This is a genomic window from Pistricoccus aurantiacus (genome assembly GCF_007954585.1).
Classification (GTDB): domain Bacteria; phylum Pseudomonadota; class Gammaproteobacteria; order Pseudomonadales; family Halomonadaceae; genus Pistricoccus; species Pistricoccus aurantiacus.
On record NZ_CP042382.1, the window covers coordinates 3042601 to 3060794 of the forward strand.

Annotated in this window: 20 protein-coding genes; 1 reads left to right on the plus strand and 19 read right to left on the minus strand. The window is 61.3% G+C overall.

The genetic code is table 11. From position 1 onward, the window contains the following. Position 1: 1 nt before the first annotated feature. The 16 genes from FGL86_RS14365 to FGL86_RS14440 all read right to left on the minus strand — a co-directional run bounded on the left by FGL86_RS14365 (position 2) and on the right by FGL86_RS14440 (position 14250). Positions 2-844, minus strand: a complete 843-nt coding sequence (locus FGL86_RS14365; RefSeq protein ID WP_147185219.1) for a sulfurtransferase — start codon at positions 842-844, stop codon at positions 2-4. Positions 845-866: 22 nt separating this feature from the next. After that, complete coding sequence (locus tag FGL86_RS14370; RefSeq protein ID WP_246131650.1) at positions 867-3104, minus strand: ATP-dependent helicase; 2238 nt, start codon at positions 3102-3104, stop codon at positions 867-869. Next, positions 3101-3676, minus strand: a complete 576-nt coding sequence (locus tag FGL86_RS14375; RefSeq protein ID WP_186764414.1) for a DUF1285 domain-containing protein — start codon at positions 3674-3676, stop codon at positions 3101-3103. Before FGL86_RS14375 ends, FGL86_RS14370 begins: the two co-directional genes overlap by 4 nt. Positions 3677-3771: 95 nt before the next feature. Beyond that, positions 3772-4599 carry a TatD family hydrolase gene (locus FGL86_RS14380; RefSeq protein WP_147185220.1) on the minus strand — a complete coding sequence of 276 codons (828 nt, stop codon included), beginning with the start codon at positions 4597-4599 and terminating at the stop codon, positions 3772-3774. A 54-nt stretch (positions 4600-4653) separates the two neighbouring features. Continuing rightward, on the minus strand, positions 4654-4992 hold the full coding sequence (locus tag FGL86_RS14385; RefSeq protein ID WP_147185221.1) for a PilZ domain-containing protein: 339 nt from the start codon (positions 4990-4992) through the stop codon (positions 4654-4656). A gap of 12 nt (positions 4993-5004) precedes the next feature. After that, a complete protein-coding gene (locus FGL86_RS14390) occupies positions 5005-6006 on the minus strand; it encodes a DNA polymerase III subunit delta' (RefSeq protein ID WP_147185222.1) in 1002 nt (333 codons plus the stop codon). Between the two features lie 38 nt (positions 6007-6044). Beyond that, a complete protein-coding gene (gene tmk, locus FGL86_RS14395; protein ID WP_147185224.1) occupies positions 6045-6695 on the minus strand; it encodes a dTMP kinase in 651 nt (216 codons plus the stop codon). A 50-nt stretch (positions 6696-6745) separates the two neighbouring features. Further along, complete coding sequence (gene mltG / locus FGL86_RS14400) at positions 6746-7747, minus strand: endolytic transglycosylase MltG (protein WP_147185225.1); 1002 nt, start codon at positions 7745-7747, stop codon at positions 6746-6748. 34 nt (positions 7748-7781) lie between these two features. Beyond that, a complete protein-coding gene (gene pabC, locus FGL86_RS14405; RefSeq protein ID WP_147185227.1) occupies positions 7782-8627 on the minus strand; it encodes an aminodeoxychorismate lyase in 846 nt (281 codons plus the stop codon). 1 nt (position 8628) lies between these two features. Continuing rightward, on the minus strand, positions 8629-9867 hold the full coding sequence (fabF, locus tag FGL86_RS14410) for a beta-ketoacyl-ACP synthase II (RefSeq protein WP_147185229.1): 1239 nt from the start codon (positions 9865-9867) through the stop codon (positions 8629-8631). A 261-nt stretch (positions 9868-10128) separates the two neighbouring features. After that, the gene (acpP, locus tag FGL86_RS14415; RefSeq protein ID WP_147185230.1) at positions 10129-10362 is read right to left on the minus strand and encodes an acyl carrier protein; all 234 of its coding nucleotides are present in this window, start codon (positions 10360-10362) and stop codon (positions 10129-10131) included. A 139-nt stretch (positions 10363-10501) separates the two neighbouring features. After that, the gene (gene fabG / locus FGL86_RS14420) at positions 10502-11254 is read right to left on the minus strand and encodes a 3-oxoacyl-ACP reductase FabG (RefSeq protein ID WP_147185232.1); all 753 of its coding nucleotides are present in this window, start codon (positions 11252-11254) and stop codon (positions 10502-10504) included. Between the two features lie 88 nt (positions 11255-11342). Further along, complete coding sequence (gene fabD / locus FGL86_RS14425; protein WP_147185234.1) at positions 11343-12302, minus strand: ACP S-malonyltransferase; 960 nt, start codon at positions 12300-12302, stop codon at positions 11343-11345. A gap of 58 nt (positions 12303-12360) precedes the next feature. Next, the gene (gene plsX / locus FGL86_RS14430) at positions 12361-13392 is read right to left on the minus strand and encodes a phosphate acyltransferase PlsX (RefSeq protein ID WP_186764525.1); all 1032 of its coding nucleotides are present in this window, start codon (positions 13390-13392) and stop codon (positions 12361-12363) included. Positions 13393-13505: 113 nt separating this feature from the next. Further along, positions 13506-13676, minus strand: a complete 171-nt coding sequence (gene rpmF, locus FGL86_RS14435; RefSeq protein WP_147185237.1) for a 50S ribosomal protein L32 — start codon at positions 13674-13676, stop codon at positions 13506-13508. Between the two features lie 46 nt (positions 13677-13722). Beyond that, positions 13723-14250 (minus strand): YceD family protein, encoded by a 528-nt coding sequence (locus tag FGL86_RS14440; protein ID WP_147185239.1) that lies wholly within the window; start codon positions 14248-14250, stop codon positions 13723-13725. 140 nt (positions 14251-14390) lie between these two features. Between FGL86_RS14440 and FGL86_RS14445 the strand changes: the two genes are divergently transcribed. Next, complete coding sequence (locus FGL86_RS14445) at positions 14391-14972, plus strand: Maf family protein (RefSeq protein ID WP_147185241.1); 582 nt, start codon at positions 14391-14393, stop codon at positions 14970-14972. Between the two features lie 23 nt (positions 14973-14995). Here the strand turns inward: FGL86_RS14445 and sppA are convergent, their stop codons facing one another. Genes sppA through FGL86_RS14460 form a run of 3 tightly spaced genes read right to left on the minus strand, consistent with a single transcriptional unit; the run spans position 14996 to position 17712 of the window. After that, complete coding sequence (sppA, locus tag FGL86_RS14450; protein ID WP_147185243.1) at positions 14996-16066, minus strand: signal peptide peptidase SppA; 1071 nt, start codon at positions 16064-16066, stop codon at positions 14996-14998. Beyond that, a complete protein-coding gene (locus FGL86_RS14455) occupies positions 16056-16751 on the minus strand; it encodes an HAD-IA family hydrolase (protein WP_147185244.1) in 696 nt (231 codons plus the stop codon). Before FGL86_RS14455 ends, sppA begins: the two co-directional genes overlap by 11 nt. Position 16752: 1 nt before the next feature. Beyond that, on the minus strand, positions 16753-17712 hold the full coding sequence (locus FGL86_RS14460; protein WP_147185246.1) for an RluA family pseudouridine synthase: 960 nt from the start codon (positions 17710-17712) through the stop codon (positions 16753-16755). Positions 17713-18194: the final 482 nt, after the last annotated feature.

The following is an 18194-nucleotide window of genomic DNA, read 5'->3' on the forward strand; positions in this document are numbered from 1 at the left end:
GTCAATCGCCGGTAGCGATTCCCCGCTCGGGTCGTTGGCTCCACTCGCTCCAGGAGCCGACATAGAGTTTCGGCAGGGGCTTGCCGGCAACGGCGCAGGCCAGGATGGTATGGCAGGCAGCAACGCCGGAGCCGCAATACACGATGCTGTCCTGGCCTATCCCCGACCCTTGATGCAGATTCGACAACTCATCCGCCAAAACCTCCGGTGACTTGAAACGGCCGTCCTGGCGCAGATTCTCGCCGCCGGGACGATTCAAGGCGCCGGGGATATGCCCGGCCTTCGGGTCCATGGGCTCCCGATCGCCGCTAAATCGCTCTGGGCCCCTGACATCGAGCTTCAACGTGGAGGAACTTGCCACCTGATCCGCATCCACCCAGGCGCCGGGGTCGAATTCCGGCTGCCAGTCGCTGGACTTTACCGGGATAGCCTGGTCGTTCAGGGCAAAGCCTTCCTCCCGCCAAGCGTCGAGTCCGCCATCCAGCACGCTAACCCGGGGATGATTCGCCCAGCAGGCCAGCATCCACCAGGCCCTTGCTGCAGCAAGCTGACCGCCGCAATCGTCATACACGACCACCGGCGTTTGCTCATCCACGCCAAGGCGCTGCAGCGTGGTGGTGAAATGCTTCGGTGAAGGCAGCGGATGGCGACCTCTCTCACCCGGCGTCGACGCCATGTCTCGATCCAGGTCGAGATGCCGACTTCCCGGGATACGCCCCTCTTGCCATAGCCGCCGGCCGGCTTCCCGGTCGTTCAGGCGCGTGCGGCAGTCCAGAATCGTTACCGCCTGCCCTTCCTCGAGCCAGCGATGCAGTTCACCTGGTTCAATCAATACGTCGCTCATCGGTTTTCTCCTTGCAAGACTTTTACATGGCTTCCATGGGGGCGTATTTCGCGACTAGCCGCCGGCGCCCGGCGCGCTGGAAACGCACCTCGAGAACCGGGTTATCCGGGTCGCCTTCGATGCCCTGGATTTCACCTTCTCCGAATACCGCATGACGAATCCGCTGGCCGATATCAAAAGTGGTAAGCGACGACACGAAATAGCCTACCCGAGAATGCTCGACTCGATCCAGGGGTTTGATCTTCAACCCCGGCGGCGCCTGAATCGCAGTCAGATAGCGCTCGACCAGCTCCGGCTCCCGGGTCTCCAGCACGGTTTCCGATTCAGCGTCCTGGGCCGCCGCTGGCCGAGACGGCAATCGCAGCAGGTCGGCAACCCGCTGACAATCCTTCCAGGCGACTTCGTTCAGGAAGCGACTGGGTCGGTGCTCGCCGTTGTCGTGAATCACCACCAGCCGCTCCCTGGCCCGGGTGATGGCAACGTAGAACAGACGCCGCTCCTCCTCCAGGCGCATTCGATTCAAAGGATTGTCGCGGCTATAGTGCGGAAAATCCTCCTCGTTGACGCCCCACAGCATGACCAGCGGCCATTCCAGCCCCTTGGCACCGTGTACCGTCGTGATCAGGAGCCCCTCACGATGATTTTCCATGGGGCGCCGCAACAGATCGATGAAGCTCGAAAGATCGCCGGACTGCTCTTTGGCCTGCTCGATCAGCACGTCCAGCAGGCGCACGTCCTCCTCGCCCTTCTCGCGTCTGGCGGCGGCGCGCTTGAGCACCTTTTCCGCATCGAGCCGCTCGACCACGTGGCTCAGCAGCTTGGCCGCGGGCCAGTGGCCAAGCCGAGGAAGCTCGCACAGCAAGGCCCAGCGTTTCTTGAGGTTACGCCGCTGCCGAGGCGCCAGACTCTCCAACAGACTATCGCCGTTTTCCGGCCATTGCTGGAGACTTGCCAGACGCTGCGCCAGCAGGGCAAGGCGCTCCCGGGCCACGAAAGGCGTCGGCTGAGACAGCAGCAGCAGTAGATGGTCGGGATCCCGCAGCAGGCTTGGATCGCGCACCAGCATCAGATAGCCGGCGAGGGCCTGAACCAGCGGCAGGCGGAAAACGAAGCGGTCCTCCCGGGACAGACGATAGGGAATGCCCTCGCGCATCAGGATCAGCTGCAGCGCCACGGAAAGCCCCCAGCTACGCACCAGAACGCAGCTGTCCCCCAGGGCACGGCCCTGCTTGCGCCAGTCCGCCAGGGTCTCGAGCAGCGAGGCGCCGCCCTCCCCGAGCCGCAGCTCGGTGCTGGGATTGTCCGGCCGGGCCAGACATAGCTGATCCGGTCGCCCGCGATTGGCGGCGATCGCCTGATTGGCCGCCAGGGCCAGGGCGTGGCCGTGACGAAAGGTCATCGACAAGGGATAGTCTTGAGCTTCGCCGAACAGGGCAGTAAAGCCCTCCAGCATTGCCTGAGGATGCGCGCCTCGCCACTCGTAGATACATTGATTGGCGTCCCCCACCGCCATCACTGCCGCCTGAGAGCCCGCCAACACCTTGAGCAGCCGCTGCTGTGCCGTGTTGCTATCCTGGTATTCGTCGACGATCACATGATCGAGAAAGCCTTGCACGCGGCTACGCCACTCGGCGTTGGCTTCCAGCACCCGCAGCGGGCGATAGAGAAGATCCGCGTAGGTCATCAGCCCCTGATCATCCAGCAGCGTTTCCAGCGTCTTGAAAGCCTCGACAAAATATTCGGTATCCGCACCGAAGTCCGTATTGGCCAACAGGGTGCGCGGCGGCAGCATTTCCGCCTTCACCAGTTCGCAAAACTGACCGCAGGCCTCGAGGCGCTCCGGCTCCAGGGCAGTTTCCAGACGCGCGGAATCAGCGCTCAACACCTGCTGTATGGCTTGGCGCAGCAATCGCTCTCGCTGCCAGTCCGCGCTGAGAAGCTGTCGCGGCGTCAGCGCCCCCCAGCGGGTCAGGCTTTGGGTCAGGCGATGGCCCAGGGAGTGAAAGGTACGCACGTCCGGCAGCGCCATGCCGGGAGGAGCCAGGCGTGTCAGCTTGGCGGTGAAATCATCCTTCGCCGCCCGGTTGAACATCAGCACCAGCATGCGCCGGGGCGGGACACCCTCCGCCAGCAGATGCAGCACCCGGGCAACCAGCGTCGTGGTCTTGCCGGCCCCGGCCACCGCCGCCACCCGCGCATGCCCGCTGCCATGGGTCACTACCGCTCGCTGTTGGGCGGTCAGATGAGCGGTCGGCTTCACGAAGCGTCGCGATCGACTCGGCCCAACGGATGCCAGGCGCCGCCGCTGGTCAGGCCCAATTCCACTCCTTCCGGCGTCTCGCGCTGCTCCGCCTGCTCCACCAGACGGTAGAAGACGTTGCGATTGAGCCGCGCTCCCAGCCCGTGACGCACCACAACCTCCGGAAGCGTATCGCCCTCTGGCATCTCGCTGAGACTCATGAAATGACTCTCGTCCAGACGCAGCCGATCGCCGAGCGAGGTGACGAGCCACCAGGCGTCCTCTTTCGTATCGTGCGCTGCATCGACGATCACGAGCGGACGATCCTCGACCCGAAGACGCCACTTCTCCGCCGGGGTCACCAGGTAATAATCGCCGTCCGCTTCACGACGCAATAACGTCGCCAGCAGCCGCACCAGTTGAGGGCGGCGCATGACGCTGCCGTCGTGGTGCCAGTTGCCCTGGCGGTCGATGACCAGATCCATGTCGCCGGACAGCGGCGGATGCCACTGCTCAAGCGGTGGATTGGACGTGGCTCCCTCCATTGGCGCCAGCAGTGAATCGAGATCGGGACGCTTGGGAGATGACGTCATGAGCTCTCCTTCCGCTGAAATGAAATACCCCAGGAGTTCATACAAGATACCCCCAAGGCTGATACAAGACACGCTCAAGGCTGTCGGGGAACACGCTATACCAGGCCGGCGCCGGCCAGGGCTTGACGCAGACTTTCCGGCGCCTGGGGTACCGCCTGGCGAAACAGCCGGTAAAAATTCGCGGTAGTCTGCATCGCTACTTCATCGACGCTGATAGCGCGCTCCTTGGCAATGGCTTCCGCCACTTCCACCACCCACTGGGGCTCGTTGGGCTTGCCACGATGTGGCACCGGCGCAAGATAGGGACTGTCCGTCTCGATCAGCAGGCGATCCAACGGCAGCCTGGCCGCCAGTTCCCGCAGTTTCCCGGCGCTATGAAAAGTGATAATGCCGGAAAGCGAAATATAGAAGCCCAGCCGTACCGCTTCCCGAGCCATGTCGATGTCCTCGGTAAAACAGTGCAGCACACCGCCGACTCGAGGGTCGCTATGCTCGCGGATCAAGGCCAGGGTATCCTCCTTGGCCTCACGGGTATGCACGATCACCGGCAGCTCGAGCTCCCGGGCGGCAATCAACTGGTTGGCGAAACGCTCCCGCTGGCGCTCCCGAGGCACTCGGTCATAGTGATAGTCGAGACCGGTCTCGCCGATGGCGACCACCTCATGCGTCTCCGCCACCTCCTTGATAGCCTCGATATCCGGCTCTTCTTCCAGCACTTGCATCGGATGGATGCCGGCGGAAATCGTCACGTCCGGCTGTCGGCGCGCTAGTTCTGCCAGGGCGGGAACGTCATCCAGGGTAACGGCGATAGCGAGGAACTGGCGCACGCGCCGCGTGCGAGCCGCCTCGAGAGCGGCGTTCAAGTCCCCCGCGTGGGCGCTTAGATCGAGACGGTCGAGATGGCAGTGGGAGTCTACGAACATCGGAGTTCCTGATGATTTTTCGAGAGCTTTATTCGAATCGACTCGAAGAAGTGGTTATAGCGTATAGGTAACGGTGCCTCGATCCAGCTTACCCGCCAGCAGGGTTTCGATGCGATCGCAGATGTTTTGGCTCTCGTGATGAAAATGCACCCCAATACCGGGTATGCGACGTCCGGAAACACCAAGAGGCGATATCCAGGCAACCCGCCCTCCTACCTCTATTATCTCCTCCTGCTCTTCCGGCAAGGTCAAGGACAGCAGAACCTCTTCACCTAGCTGATAATGCTCTTTGGTGGGCACGAAGATGCCGCCGTGCTCCACGAACGGCATATAGACCGCCAGCAGCATGGAAGTATCGCGAATCTTCAAAGATAAAATCTTGTGTTTCGCCATCTCTCGTTCTCCTTAAGAACGCAACAGCGCCGACCAGCGAATCAGCCAGGCCTCCAGCACCAGCGGCGGATTAGGGTTGGCGCCCTGAGCCAGCAGTCGACGCTGCTCTCGGGCATAGTCCAGCAGACGAAACCAGTCTCTCACCCGGGCATTCTTTACCGCCTGACGATACAAGGGCAACAGATCCGGATTGCGCAGTCGTCGAGTATCGCCGGAGAGTCCCAGGCGAATCAGATCCTCGAGCCAGGCAATACCGTACCACAGGATGGAATCGACGGATTGCCCCGACAGCCGCGCCGCCTCCGCCACCGGCTCGCCACCCCGTACAAGGGCATCGAACAGTTCACGCATGTCCTGGCGCAAGCCCCGTGCCTGGGGGGATGCCAGTGCCTGAGCCAGAAGCGGCTCGCCGCCGGCCACCTGCAGCCAGAATTCGGCTTCTTCCTTGTCGCCAAGCTGCTTTTCCAACCAGCCCAGGCAAGCTTCCGGCTCCGGAAGCGGCAGGGTCCACTGCTGACAGCGGGAGCGAATCGTCGGCAGGACTTGCGAGGGAATATCCGCCATCAGCAGAAACAGGGTGCGTCCACCCGGCTCTTCCAGGCTCTTGAGCAAGGCATTGGCCGCAGCCTGGTTCATGGCTTCCGCGGGCTCGAGGGTAATGATTCGATAACCGCCCTGCTGAGCGGTCTGGTTAACGAAGTCGTTGACCTCGCGAATGACATCGATACGGATCTGCCGACTTTTTTCCAAGGGCCGTACACGCATCAGATCCGGATGATAACCGGAGGCCAGCATGGCACAGCCATGACAATGCCCGCAGGCGAATTCTCCCGGCATCTGACACAGCAGCCGCGCCACCAGAGCTTCCGCCAGCTGCACCGCGCCTACCCCCGCCGGGCCGGACAGCAGCAATGCATGGGGAAAGCGTCCCTGCTCCTGCAGCTCCATCAAGCGTTGCCAGATTCCTTGCTGCCAGGGCAGCGGAATCGCGACTTGCGATGAAGACTCTTTCATGGACGCTGATGGCTCTTTCGTGAGCGTTGAAGACTCTATCATAAACACGCCAACCGGGTTTCGAGGCCGCTTTCCAGAGCGCGTTGAACCTGCTCCAGCGGCGCGGATGCATCGATCACCAGAAAGCGCTCAGGTTCCGCTCGGGCTCGGGAAAGATAGGCCTCGCGCACACGGCGGAAAAACGCCTGACGCTCTTGTTCGAAGCGATCGCGCTGGCCACCTTTCGCTTTCAGACGCGACGTCACTCGCGCCTGAGCCGTTTCGACAGGCGCATCGAGCAGAATGGTGAGATCCGGGGTCAGTTCGCCCTGAACGAAGGTTTCCAGCAGGGCGATTCTCTTACTATCGAGACCTCGTCCTCCGCCCTGATAGGCAAAGGTGGCGTCGGTAAATCGATCGCAGACCACCCAGGCGCCGCGTGCCAACGTCGGACGGATGCGCTGCTCGAGATGCTGGGCCCGGGCGGCGAACATCAACAGCAGCTCCGCATCCGAAGCCAAGGGCTCATCGAAATCCGGGTCCAGCAAGAGTTCGCGGATCGCCTCGGCGCGCGGCGTGCCACCGGGTTCACGAGTGCGTTCCACTTCAACACCCCGGGCTTCCAGCCAGCCGCATAGCCAGGCCATGTTGGTGGTCTTGCCGACGCCTTCGCCGCCTTCCAGCGTGATGAAACGTCCGGGAGCAGTCATCGGGTTCCTCGCTGAACGTCAAGAATTAAGACGGATCTTTTCGGCTCGAGTCAGCGGTTCAGGATGTATTTCCTGACCGCCGCGTTATGTTCTTTCAGGCTGCGCGAAAACTGATGAGTCCCGTCGCCTCGGGCAACGAAATACAGGCTGTCCCCGGGCTTGGGGTTCACCGCCGCTTCAAGCGCCGCGCGACCCGGCAAGGCAATCGGCGTAGGGGGCAATCCCTCGATGACATAGGTGTTGTAAGGCGTAGGCCGGCGCAAATCTGCCCGGGTGATATTGCCGTCGTAATCATCGCCCAGCCCGTAGATCACCGTGGGATCCGTCTGCAGGCGCATGCCTTTTTCAAGCCGGCGCATGAAGACTCCGGCAATTTCTCGTCGCTCCTCGGGCGCGCCGGTTTCCCGCTCGATCAGCGATGCCAGGATCAGGGCTTCGTAAGGGGTTTCGATGGCCAGATTCTCGCCGCGCTCCCGCCAGATCTCGTCCAGCCTGACCTGCATACTTTCGAAGGCCTGTTTCAGAATATCCAGGTCGCTGACACCTTTACGGTACCGATAGGTGTCTGGAAAGAACCAGCCTTCCGGGGACATGCCCGGCTGCCCCAGCGCCGCCATGATTTGCGCTTCGCTCATTTCCCTGCCGGGCTTGGCGAGCTTCGGCGCCCTGGCAAGCCGTTCGCGCATCTGTCGGAAGGTCCAGCCTTCCGGCACGGTAAGCGTATAGGTCACGACCCGATTGCTGCCCAGCAGCGCGATGAGTTCACGACCGGACATTCCAGGTTCGAGCTGAAACTCGCCGGCGCGCAAGGCAGGTATCGATTGAGACTCGAGACGCAGCAGCACCTGATAAGGCCAGCGATGTTCGAGAATGCCCCGGGTAACCAGCTCATCGACGACCCGGTGATAGCCGGCTCCCTCGGGCACCTCGTAAATCTGCGCGGTTTCGAGCGCGATGGGCGCATCGAGTCGATGCTGCCAGTACTGATAGGCCGCGAAGACCGCTATCGCTACCAGTATCGCCAGCCCGACAAGAAACTTGACTAGCCGCATGGCGCTTCCTCAGGCATGTTTTTTTCTACTCTACTCAAGGGGTTGCGTCGCCAGGTTGGGGTGATTGAATCAGCGGATAACCCAATAACCGGTGAGCATGATTCTGCAGATGGCGATGTGTCTCGTTCAAGGCCCAGGTCAGCCCCCCAGTTCCATCGATATTGTTCAGAGCGATGACCGGCCAGATGCCCTGCACCGAGTTGCCAAGCCAGAGCGCCTCGGCCTCTTCAAGCACCGCTACACCGGCGTTTACCTCCTGAATGGGCAACCGGTCCAGCAGCGCTTGGCGCAAGGTACCCGCCACGCCGCAGCGATCGAGCCGGGGTGTCTCCAGTCGACCTTGACGCTGCCAGAACAGGTTCATGCTGGTTGCCTCCACCAGCCGCCCGTCGCTATCGCACAGCAAGCCTTCTGCAATGGCGTCGTCGTTCCATTCACTGCGGGCCAGAACATTTTCCAGACGATTGAGATGCTTGATTCCAGCAAGACGTGGCTGAATGCCAAGACGCAGCGAGCAGCGACGAATACGAACGCCCCGATGCCAGCGTTCTTCATCCGGCGAAAAAGGCGTCAGACGGTAGCGCAGCCGGCAATCGCTCGGCCAGGGCGGTCGGTAGCCACGACCACCGCTGCCTCGAGTCAGTATCAGTTTGAGTACTGCCAGCGGTTGCTGAAATAACGGTATATTTGCAAAAATCCCGTTCAGGTCCGCTGGCTTCGGCATGGTCAATTCCAGCCGACGACAGCCTTCCTCGAGCCGCGCTAGATGTTCTTCCCAGAGAACCGGCTTGCCATCTCGCACCAACACCGTCTCAAAGAGGCCGTCGCCATAACTCAGCCCGCGGTCGTCGAAGGGCAGCGCCCGATCACCGTCCCGCACATCAGACTCGCGAGAAGATCAGCGAGCCGTTGGTGCCACCAAAGCCGAAGGAGTTGGACAGCACTGTATCGATCCGCATCTGTCGGGCCTGATGCGGCACGTAATCCAGATCGCAGCCCGGCTGGGGATTGTCCAGGTTGATGGTAGGCGGCGCGACTTGATCGCGAATCGCCAGCACGCAGAATATCGCTTCCACTGCGCCGGCCGCCCCCAGCAGATGACCGATCATCGACTTGGTGGAACTCACTGCCACGGACCTGGACGCTTCGCCCAGCACGCGCTCGACAGCGCGGCTTTCCGCGAGATCGCCAGCGGCGGTGGAAGTACCGTGGGCATTGATGTAGTCGATACGCGCCGGATCGACTTGCGCGTCGCGAATGGCGTTGGTCATTGACTGCGCCGCGCCGCGCCCGTCTTCCGGCGGTGCCGTCATGTGATGGGCATCGTCGCTCATCCCGAAACCGATGAGCTCCGCATAGATCGTCGCGCCACGCGCTTTCGCGTGCTCATACTCCTCAAGCACCATGACACCGGCGCCATCGGAGAGCACGAAACCGTCCCGGTCGCGATCCCAGGGGCGGCTCGCCGCCGCGGGATCGTCATTTCGTGTCGACAGCGCCCGGGCCGCGGAAAAGCCGCCGAGCCCCAGCGGCGTCGTGGCCATTTCTGCCCCGCCGCACAGCATCACGTCCGCATCGCCATAGGCAATGGTACGAGCGCTGTAGCCGATATTGTGCGTGCCGGTAGTACAGGCGGTGGAAATCGCGATATTGGGGCCGCGAAACCCGTGCTGAATCGCCAGATTTCCTGAAATCATGTTGACGATGGAGCCGGGCACGAAGAAGGGCGAAATGCGCCGCGGGCCACCCTTGAGCATGACGTTATGGTTGTGTTCGATCATCGGCAGACCGCCGATGCCGGAGCCGATCGCCACCCCGATACGCTCGGCGTTCTCTTCCGTGCACTCGAGTCCCGCATCCGCGACCGCTTGAGCCCCCGCCGCGATGCCGTATTGAATGAACAGATCCATCTTGCGCGCGTCCTTGGGATTCAGGTAAGGCGCAATATCAAATTCTTTTACCGAACCGCCGAACCGGGTATTGAAACCCTCGGTATCGAAGTGCTCGATAGGAGCGATGCCGCTCTTGCCCGCCAGGATACTTTCCCAGCTTTCCTTGACGGTATTGCCTACCGGCGTTACTAGACCGAGCCCGGTCACCACGACCCTTCTATGAGGCATCAGCTTTCCTCCAGACTTCCTTGGTGGCACGTCTGCGCGTCACGCGAGATGCCGTCATTGGGAGAAGTATACCTGAACACACCAGCGCTGCACCTCGTCAATCCAGGCTTTCCAGCAAAATGGTAGCGGCCTCTGGTCAAGAACCCGCGTTACACAGTGTTTCAATAATACAGAAGCCGCTCTGTTTCCAGAGCGGCTTCATGGAGCGGCCACCTAGATGACCGGCGTGCCGATTAGCGCATTACGCTTCACCAATCGATCTTACTGATGAGAGTTGACGTAATCGATGGCTTCCTGAACGGTGGTGATCTTCTCGGCCTCTTCGTCGGGAATTTCGGTATCGAATTCCTCTTCGAGCGCCATCACCAACTCGACGGTATCCAGAGAATCGGCGCCGAGATCTTCAGTGAAGGAAGAGGTGTTCTGAATGTCCTCTTCCTTGACGTTCAGCCGCTCGGCCACAACCTTCTTCACGCGCTCTTCGATGGTGCTCATTACGTTATCACTCCAGTCGTTCAAGATAACCGTACTGCTATTGGAATAGAATAGATCTGTAAGCCCGGTAAGCTGCGAAGTAGTTTATATACCGCTTGAAGGCTTCGCAACCTAAGCTCGCAATCAAACCCGATTCGGATTAACGCATGTTCATGCCGCCGTTGACATTGAGCGTTTCGCCGGTGATGTAGCTCGCGGCGTCACTGGTCAGGAAGCCGACCGCCGCGGCAATATCCGCAGGCTCTCCGAGTCGGGACAGCGGAATCTGCTCAAGCAGCGCCGCGTGCTGGGCTTCCGGCAGACCCTTGGTCATGTCCGTGGCAATGAACCCCGGTGCCACCGCATTGACGGTGATGTTTCGGGCCGCCAGCTCTCGCGCCAAGGCGCGGGAAAATCCTTCCATGCCCGCCTTGGCTGCAGCGTAGTTGCTTTGACCGGCGTTGCCCATGGTGGCCACCACGGAGCTGATGCTGACAATGCGCCCGAAACGCGCCTTGGTCATGCCGCGAAGACAGGCCTTGGTGACGCGGTAGACGGACTTGAGATTGGTGTCGATCACCGCGTCCCATTCGTCTTCCTTCATGCGCATCAGCAGATTGTCTCGGGTAATGCCCGCATTGTTGACCAGAATGGTCGGCGCGCCGAATTCTTCGGTGATGCGCTTGATCACTGTCTCGATGCTTGCGGGATCGGTTACGTCCAGGCGACGACCGGCCCCTTGGATACCCTGTTTCTTGAGATCCGCCTCGATGGCCTCGGCGCCGCTTTCGCTGGTCGCGGTACCGATCACGATGCGCCCTTGATGACCCAGCTCTCGGGCGATGGCCTGGCCGATACCCCGAGTCGCGCCGGTCACCAGGGCGACTCGCGCTTCTTTCGTCGTTTCGTTCATTTGCCTTTGCTCGCAGTGACAGCGTTCTTGTGTTGTCCCCATGCGCTCATGGCATGGAGTCTGGCATGAGAATCATTGGCCGCCCAGCTTACTGAACCAGGACGCTTCTGGCCAAGGTCAGCGCACTTTCAAGACTTTCCGGATCGTTGACCGCCACCCCCTTGAGACTACGATCAATGCGCTTGCCCAAGCCGGTCAGCACCTTGCCGGGGCCGCACTCGACGAATACTTCGACACCTTGGCCGCGCATGGCCTGTACGCACTCGGTCCAGCGCACCGGCTGATACAGCTGTTCCACCAGACGCTGACGCAGCGTATCGACATCTTCATGCGCTTTCGCATCAACGTTCTGAAATACCGTGTAACGCGGCGATTTCAAGACAATATCGTTCATCGCCTCATCGAGACGCTCCGCCGCCGGGCGCATCAGCGCGCAGTGCGAAGGTACCGATACCGGGAGGCTCATGGCACGCTTGGCCCCCGCGTCCTGGCAAGCGATGATCCCACGCTCGACCCCGGATTTACTTCCGGCGATCACGACTTGCCCGGGTGCGTTGTAGTTGACCGCTGCCACCGTCTCGCCGGTTTCTGTCGCCACGTCCTGACAGACGCGCTCCACCACACCGTCTTCCAGGCCGAGAATCGCCGCCATGGCGCCCTGGCCGGCAGGCACCGCCTGCTGCATGGCTTCGCCCCGCAGCCTGACCAGCCTGATGCCTTCCGGAAAGGTCAGCGCGCCGGCACACACCATGGCGCTGTATTCCCCCAGACTGTGTCCCGCCATGGCACCGGGGCGTGGACCTTCGAGTTCTTGCCAGACTCGCCAAACAGCGACGCTGGCAGCCAGCAACGCCGGCTGGGTACAGGCGGTAGCGTTGAGCTCCTCTTCCGGTCCTTCTTGCACCAGATGCCAAAGATCGTAGCCCAGCACACTCGAGGCCTCCTCGAATGTGGTACGCACCACGCTATAGCGCTCCGCCAGTTCCCGCAGCATACCGATCTGCTGAGAGCCTTGCCCGGGAAACACGAGGGCTAGAGGTTGCGTCATGGCAATCACCTTTACGTCTTGTCGTCTTATGAATCGGATAAGCTATCACCTGAGTTCTTCAAGATAGAGTGATAACGGAACGCCGCTCATCAAGCTCTTGCGCCAGATATTGCGGAAGCGCCTGGTCGACCTCCCTGAAAGCCCGGGATATCGCATGAAAAAAACCGGTAGCATCAGCACTGCCATGACTCTTTACCACGATCCCCTTGAGCCCGAGCAGGCTGGCGCCATTGTAACGCACCGGATCGAGCTGATTCTTGAGCCGGCGCAAGGCCGGGCGCGCCAGCGCTCCAACTATTCGACTTCCCCAATGCGCCTCGAAAGTACTCTGTACCCGGTCGATCAGCATCATTGCCAGCCCTTCGCTGGCCTTGAGCACCGCGTTGCCCACGAAGCCGTCACAGACCACCACGTCCACCTCACCGGTAAAGATACCGTTGCCCTCGACGAAGCCACGATAATTGATACCCGACAGCCGGCTCAGCAGGACATTCGCCTCGCGCACGCTGGCGGTTCCCTTGCTTCCTTCCACACCCACGTTGAGCAGGGCGACCCTGGGGGATTTCAACGCATCCACGCGACGCGCCATGATCTCGCCCATCAAGGCAAAGTCCACCAGGCGCGCCGCGTCCGCCTCGACGTTTGCGCCAAGATCCAGTAGGTAGCAGCGTCCGCCACCACGAGTGGGAATGGCGGTACTGATGGCGGGACGGGAAATGCCGCTGACGGTGCCGATCAAAGAACGCGAAAGGGCCATCAGGGCACCGGTGTTGCCGGCGCTGACGCAGGCCTGGGCCCGACCGTCGGCTACCTGCCGCAGCGCCATGGCCATGCTGGAGTCCGAGGATCCGCGCAGCACGCTCGAGGGTTTGGCACCTTCGGCGACGACTGAGGAGGAGTGAATGAGGGAGAGACGCGCCAAGTTCGCACTAGAACGATTCGGCAACGCCTGAAGCGCCGTTTCGAGCTCCTGACGCTGGCCGAAGAGCTGAATTTCCAGCTGGGAAAAGGCGTTCAAGGCTCGGATGGAACCGAGAACCGTGGCGCGAGGACCGAGGTCCCCGCCCATGGCGTCGAGGGCGATCTTCACCGGCATGGATGCGGCAAGCGCCTCGCCTGTTGACAGGATACCGACATGCAACCCTCCATCCCCGCGGCTTTTTACAAAAGTGAAGCAGCGACCATTGACGGAATGTCGGCGTCTTAAACGTCGATGACCTTGCGTCCGCGGTAGAAACCGTCCGGCGCGACATGGTGGCGGCGGTGGGTGGTGCCGGTTTCCTGATCCTGGGAAAGTGTCGGGGCGCTCAGCGCGTCGTGGCTACGACGCATGCCGCGCTTGGAACGAGTCTTGCGGTTCTGTTGAACAGCCATGGGGTATTACTCCAAAAGTCAGTCGAAAGATTAAAACGTCAATAAATCACTTCTTGTCCTTCAGGGTGCGCAGCACCTCGAAAGGATTGGCAGCGGGTCGAGGGGAAACCTCTTTCTCCTCGCCGCTGGTCAGCTGATCCCGCGTCACGTCGCACTCGGCTTCGTCGTGGTAGATCACTTGTGGCAGGCTGAGAAGAATTTCATCCTCCAGCAGCGCAAAAAGATCCAGCTGTTCGCTTTCCACCAGCACCGGTTCGTGGGTGCCGGGCAGCGCCGCCGCCAGGGCGTCGCTGGTCACCATGCCAAGCAGAAAATCGCTTTCGATGCGAGTCTCGATCGGACCGAGACAGCGCCGACAAGCCAGGGTGACATCCGCCTCAAGCCAGCCCTCGATCTCGCGACGTCCCTGCGCATCGATGCCAAACTGCAGGCGCACGCGACAATCACCCTGCTGCGAACCGGCTTCCTGCGCCAGACGTTTGAGGGAAGCAAGCGGCACGGTGCCTTCGAGGCGCTCGGCATTGGCGGCGAGCCGATAGGGCTCGACCCGCTGAGGTAATCGTGTGGTGCACATAGGCGCGCAATAATAGGCACTCGATCCGCCGCTGTCAAAGCCTCGCGGCGGGATGCGGCAGGCGCTGTACAGCCCTCCCTCTCAAAGGCAAACTCCCGGGATTACCCTATCGATCGATAATCACTGATGGTGGCTATTCCATGACCTCACTCGTACTCGCTTCCAGTTCTCCCTGGCGTCGCCAGCTTCTCGAGCGCCTGCAGCTACCTTTCATCTGGCAGAGCCCGGACATCGATGAGGCGCCGCGCCCCCGTGAGTCTCCCCAGGCGCTGGTACGCCGGCTGGCCTTGAGCAAAGCCAGCCATCTGGCGGAGCAGTATCCGCAGCACCTGCTGATCGGCTCGGATCAGGTCGCCAGCTTCAATGAAGAAATACTTGGCAAACCTGGCACGCCGGAACGGGCCATGGCGACACTGGAACGCTTTTCCGGCCAGCGGGTTCGCTTCGTCACCGGCGTCGCCCTGCTGGACACCCACAGCGGTCGTCACTGGGTGCATCACGAGGACTATCACGTCGTCTTTCGCCAGCTGTCCCGACATGAAATCGAGAACTATGTATCCCGTGAACAGCCGCTGACCAGTTCCGGCAGCTTTCGCATGGAAGGGCTGGGGATCGCCCTGTTCGAAAGACTCGAGGGCGACGACCCCAATACCTTGGTGGGGCTACCGTTGATCCGGCTTTGCCAGATGCTGCGGGAAGCGGGCCTGGACCCGCTGGGCTGAGCCCGTCAATGAAGGCTTGACTGTCAGGGCATCTGATAGCGCAGTGGCGAACTCGCCTCTGGTATGCCGAACCATTGAAAGGCGACTCGCCCCAGCCCTCGGGAAATTCGCTCGAAGGGATCGAGCCGAGGGGTGTAGTCCTTGATGCGCGGTTCGTCCAGGTAGCGCCGAGCCACGCCGTCCAGGCTATCGAGGCCATCGATCAGTCCTAGCTCAAGCGCCTGCTCGCCGGTCCACACCAGGCCTGAAAATAGCTGGTCGTCGTCACCAAGACGCTCGCCGCGACCGGCCTTGACGTCCTGAATGAACTGACCGTGGGTGGTTTCCAGCACCTTCTGCCAGAACGCCCGCTGCTCATCGGAAATACCCGAAAAGGGGTCCAGAAAGGCCTTGTTATCCCCGGCGGTAAACACGCGTCGCTCCACGCCAAGACGATCGATGGCGTCTTCCAGGCCGAAGCTGGCGAAGATCACCCCGATCGATCCGACCAGACTCGCCGGCGCCGCGACGATTTCATCCGCGGCGGCGGCAATATAGTAGGCTCCGCTGGCGCCGATATCCTCGATGACCGCGATGATCGGCTTGTCGCCGGACTCGCGAAGACGCATGATCTCCGCATAGATGCGCTGGGACTGCACCGGGCTGCCGCCGGGGCTGTTGATATGCACCACCACCGCCGGGGTGGCGTCGCTTTTCCAGGCACGATCCAGCCCCTCGATAACGCGCTGGGCGCTGGCCGGGGCTTCGTTGTCGATCACCCCCTTGACCTCGACCACCCCTAGATGACGGCCACTCGGCGCTACCGGCTGACCCAGCGAATAGATACCGTAGAAACTCAGGGAAAGCCCGAGCAGGATCAGCAGGATCGTCACGAAACGAAAGAACAGCTTCCATCGCCGGGAGCGGCGCTGCTCCACCAGCACACCGTCGATCCAGCGATCCATCATGTCGAACTGAGCCAGACGCTGACGTTCCCGCAGCGTTTCTGCATCCCCTTCATCGCCGTCTTGTCCGCGCTGTTTCTGACGCGAGGCCTTGTCGTCCTCGGAATCCACCATCGGCCCTTGTGTCCAGCGCTTGTCGTCATCTTGCATTGATACTCTCATCCTTATTCATCATGACCTCGGCCGAGTCATGCAACCAATCGATCAGCTGAAAGAAATCCGCCGCGGTGTATACCGGGGCGCTCGCCGCCAGCCTGCTGGGCGCATGCACCCCATAGCTGACCGCGATACGATCCATTCCCAGCGCCCTGGCCATCTCCAGATCGTACTCCGTATCTCCCACCATGACCGCATCCTCGACACCCACGCCGGTCTCGCGAAGCAGCTCCTCCAGCATCAGCGGATGCGGCTTGGAGCGCGTTTCGTCCGCGGTACGGCTGGCATGGAACCAGCTGCCGCTGTCGAGGTAGGTGAAAGCCCGGTTCAATCCCCGTCGACTCTTGCCGGTGGCTACCGCCAGTCGAGTGGTCGGATTGCGCCGCAGCCGCGTGATGCCCGCCTCGACGCCGGGAAAGAACAGGCTGGGCACCCGCTCCGCCTCGATATAGCGTGCGGCGTAACGCTGGCGCAACTGTTCGGCCTGTGCTGGTGCAACGCCCGGGTACAAGCGCTCGATGGCCTCCGGCAAACCCAAGCCGATGATATCTCTGACCGATTCTTTTTCGAGAAACGGCAAACCCGTATCCCGAGCCGCGCCCTGCATGCAGGCGACGATGCGCGCCTCGGAATCCATCAGCGTGCCGTCCCAGTCGAAGATCACCAATCGATAACGCATATTATCTCGCTTTTTCCGTCAGATGACGTGCGCGCTTCAACACGTCATCGAGTTCACTACCCAAGGGCGCCTTCACGTGTACCGGTCGCCCACTCGCGGGTTCCGGAAACGTCAGCGCTGCCGCGTGCAGGAAAAGACGGGGCAATTTCAGTCGTTGCGCCAGCGCCTCCCCCTGCCGGGAACCGTACTTGTCGTCGCCGAGCAGCGGATGTCCCGCGTGGGCGGCGTGCACGCGAATCTGATGCGTACGACCGGTGACCGGCTCCGCCTCGATCAGCGTCGTTTCGTTGAAGGTTTCCCGTACGGCAAAACGGGTACGCGCCACTTTACCCTGGGGGTCGACCCGCACCCGCCGCTCGCCGTTGCCCGCCTCGAAGCGATCCAGCCTGACGCTGACGTAATCTCGCCGTGCCGGCCAGCGCCCGGCAACCAGGGCAAGATACTGCTTGTTCATCTGACGCCGCTTGAGCGCTTCGTTGAGCGTGAGAAGCGCGGGGCGAGACTTGGCCAGCAACAGGCAGCCCGAGGTATCACGATCCAGGCGATGCACCAGTTCGAGAAAGTCCAGATCTTCGCGCACCTGGCGCAACGCCTCGATCAGACCAATCTTGACCCCGCTGCCACCATGCACCGCAAGACCGGAAGGCTTGTTGATCACCAGCCACCCCGGCCCTTCCACCAGCACGCTACCCGCCAGCAGGTTGCGCAGGTTCTCGCTGACCTCACGAACCGCCTCTTCCGGCGCAAGACGCAAGGGTGGGATGCGTACCAGGTCGCCGTTCACAAGGCGATAATCCACCTTGACCCGCTTCTTGTTCACCCGCACTTCTCCCTTGCGCAGAATGCGGTAGATCAACGTCTTGGGCGCCCCCTTCAGCCGCGTGCGCAGAAAATTATCGATGCGCTGGCCCGCCTGGCCTTCCTGAACTTCCACCCACTGCACTTCGCGGCCTTCGGCCATGTCATACTCCCGACGGGTCATGTCTCGAACGAAAGACGCATTCTACCCTAGACCTGGAAACTCTCCCTAGTCGAGCCGCGATCGACTCGGCCTTGTCCGTATCAATTGCCGCACCGGCGGATTGCTGATATATTTTCGATTCGCTGAAATAGGGGTCTAGTACCCGAATTGAATAGAAGCCTCGACATTGTCTTTATCGAGCAGGCCTCGTCCAAGCGACCGATTTCGCGATCCGAAGTAACGCTAATCACTTTCGGAACGCAAAGGCAGTAAATAGCATGCGGTCAATAGCATGCAGCTATGGCATAGAGTAACGATTAGCAGTTGACGATTAAACGCCACGCCCGATGCCCGTCATTCCTTTGTCAAGGTAATGAAGACAGGTCACGGGGAACCACAATCACGTGCCGGAGGCCGGCGCTGGCGAATCGATGAATGCCAGGTGTCTGGCGGTAGACCACGGAACCGGCAAGGATAAACGA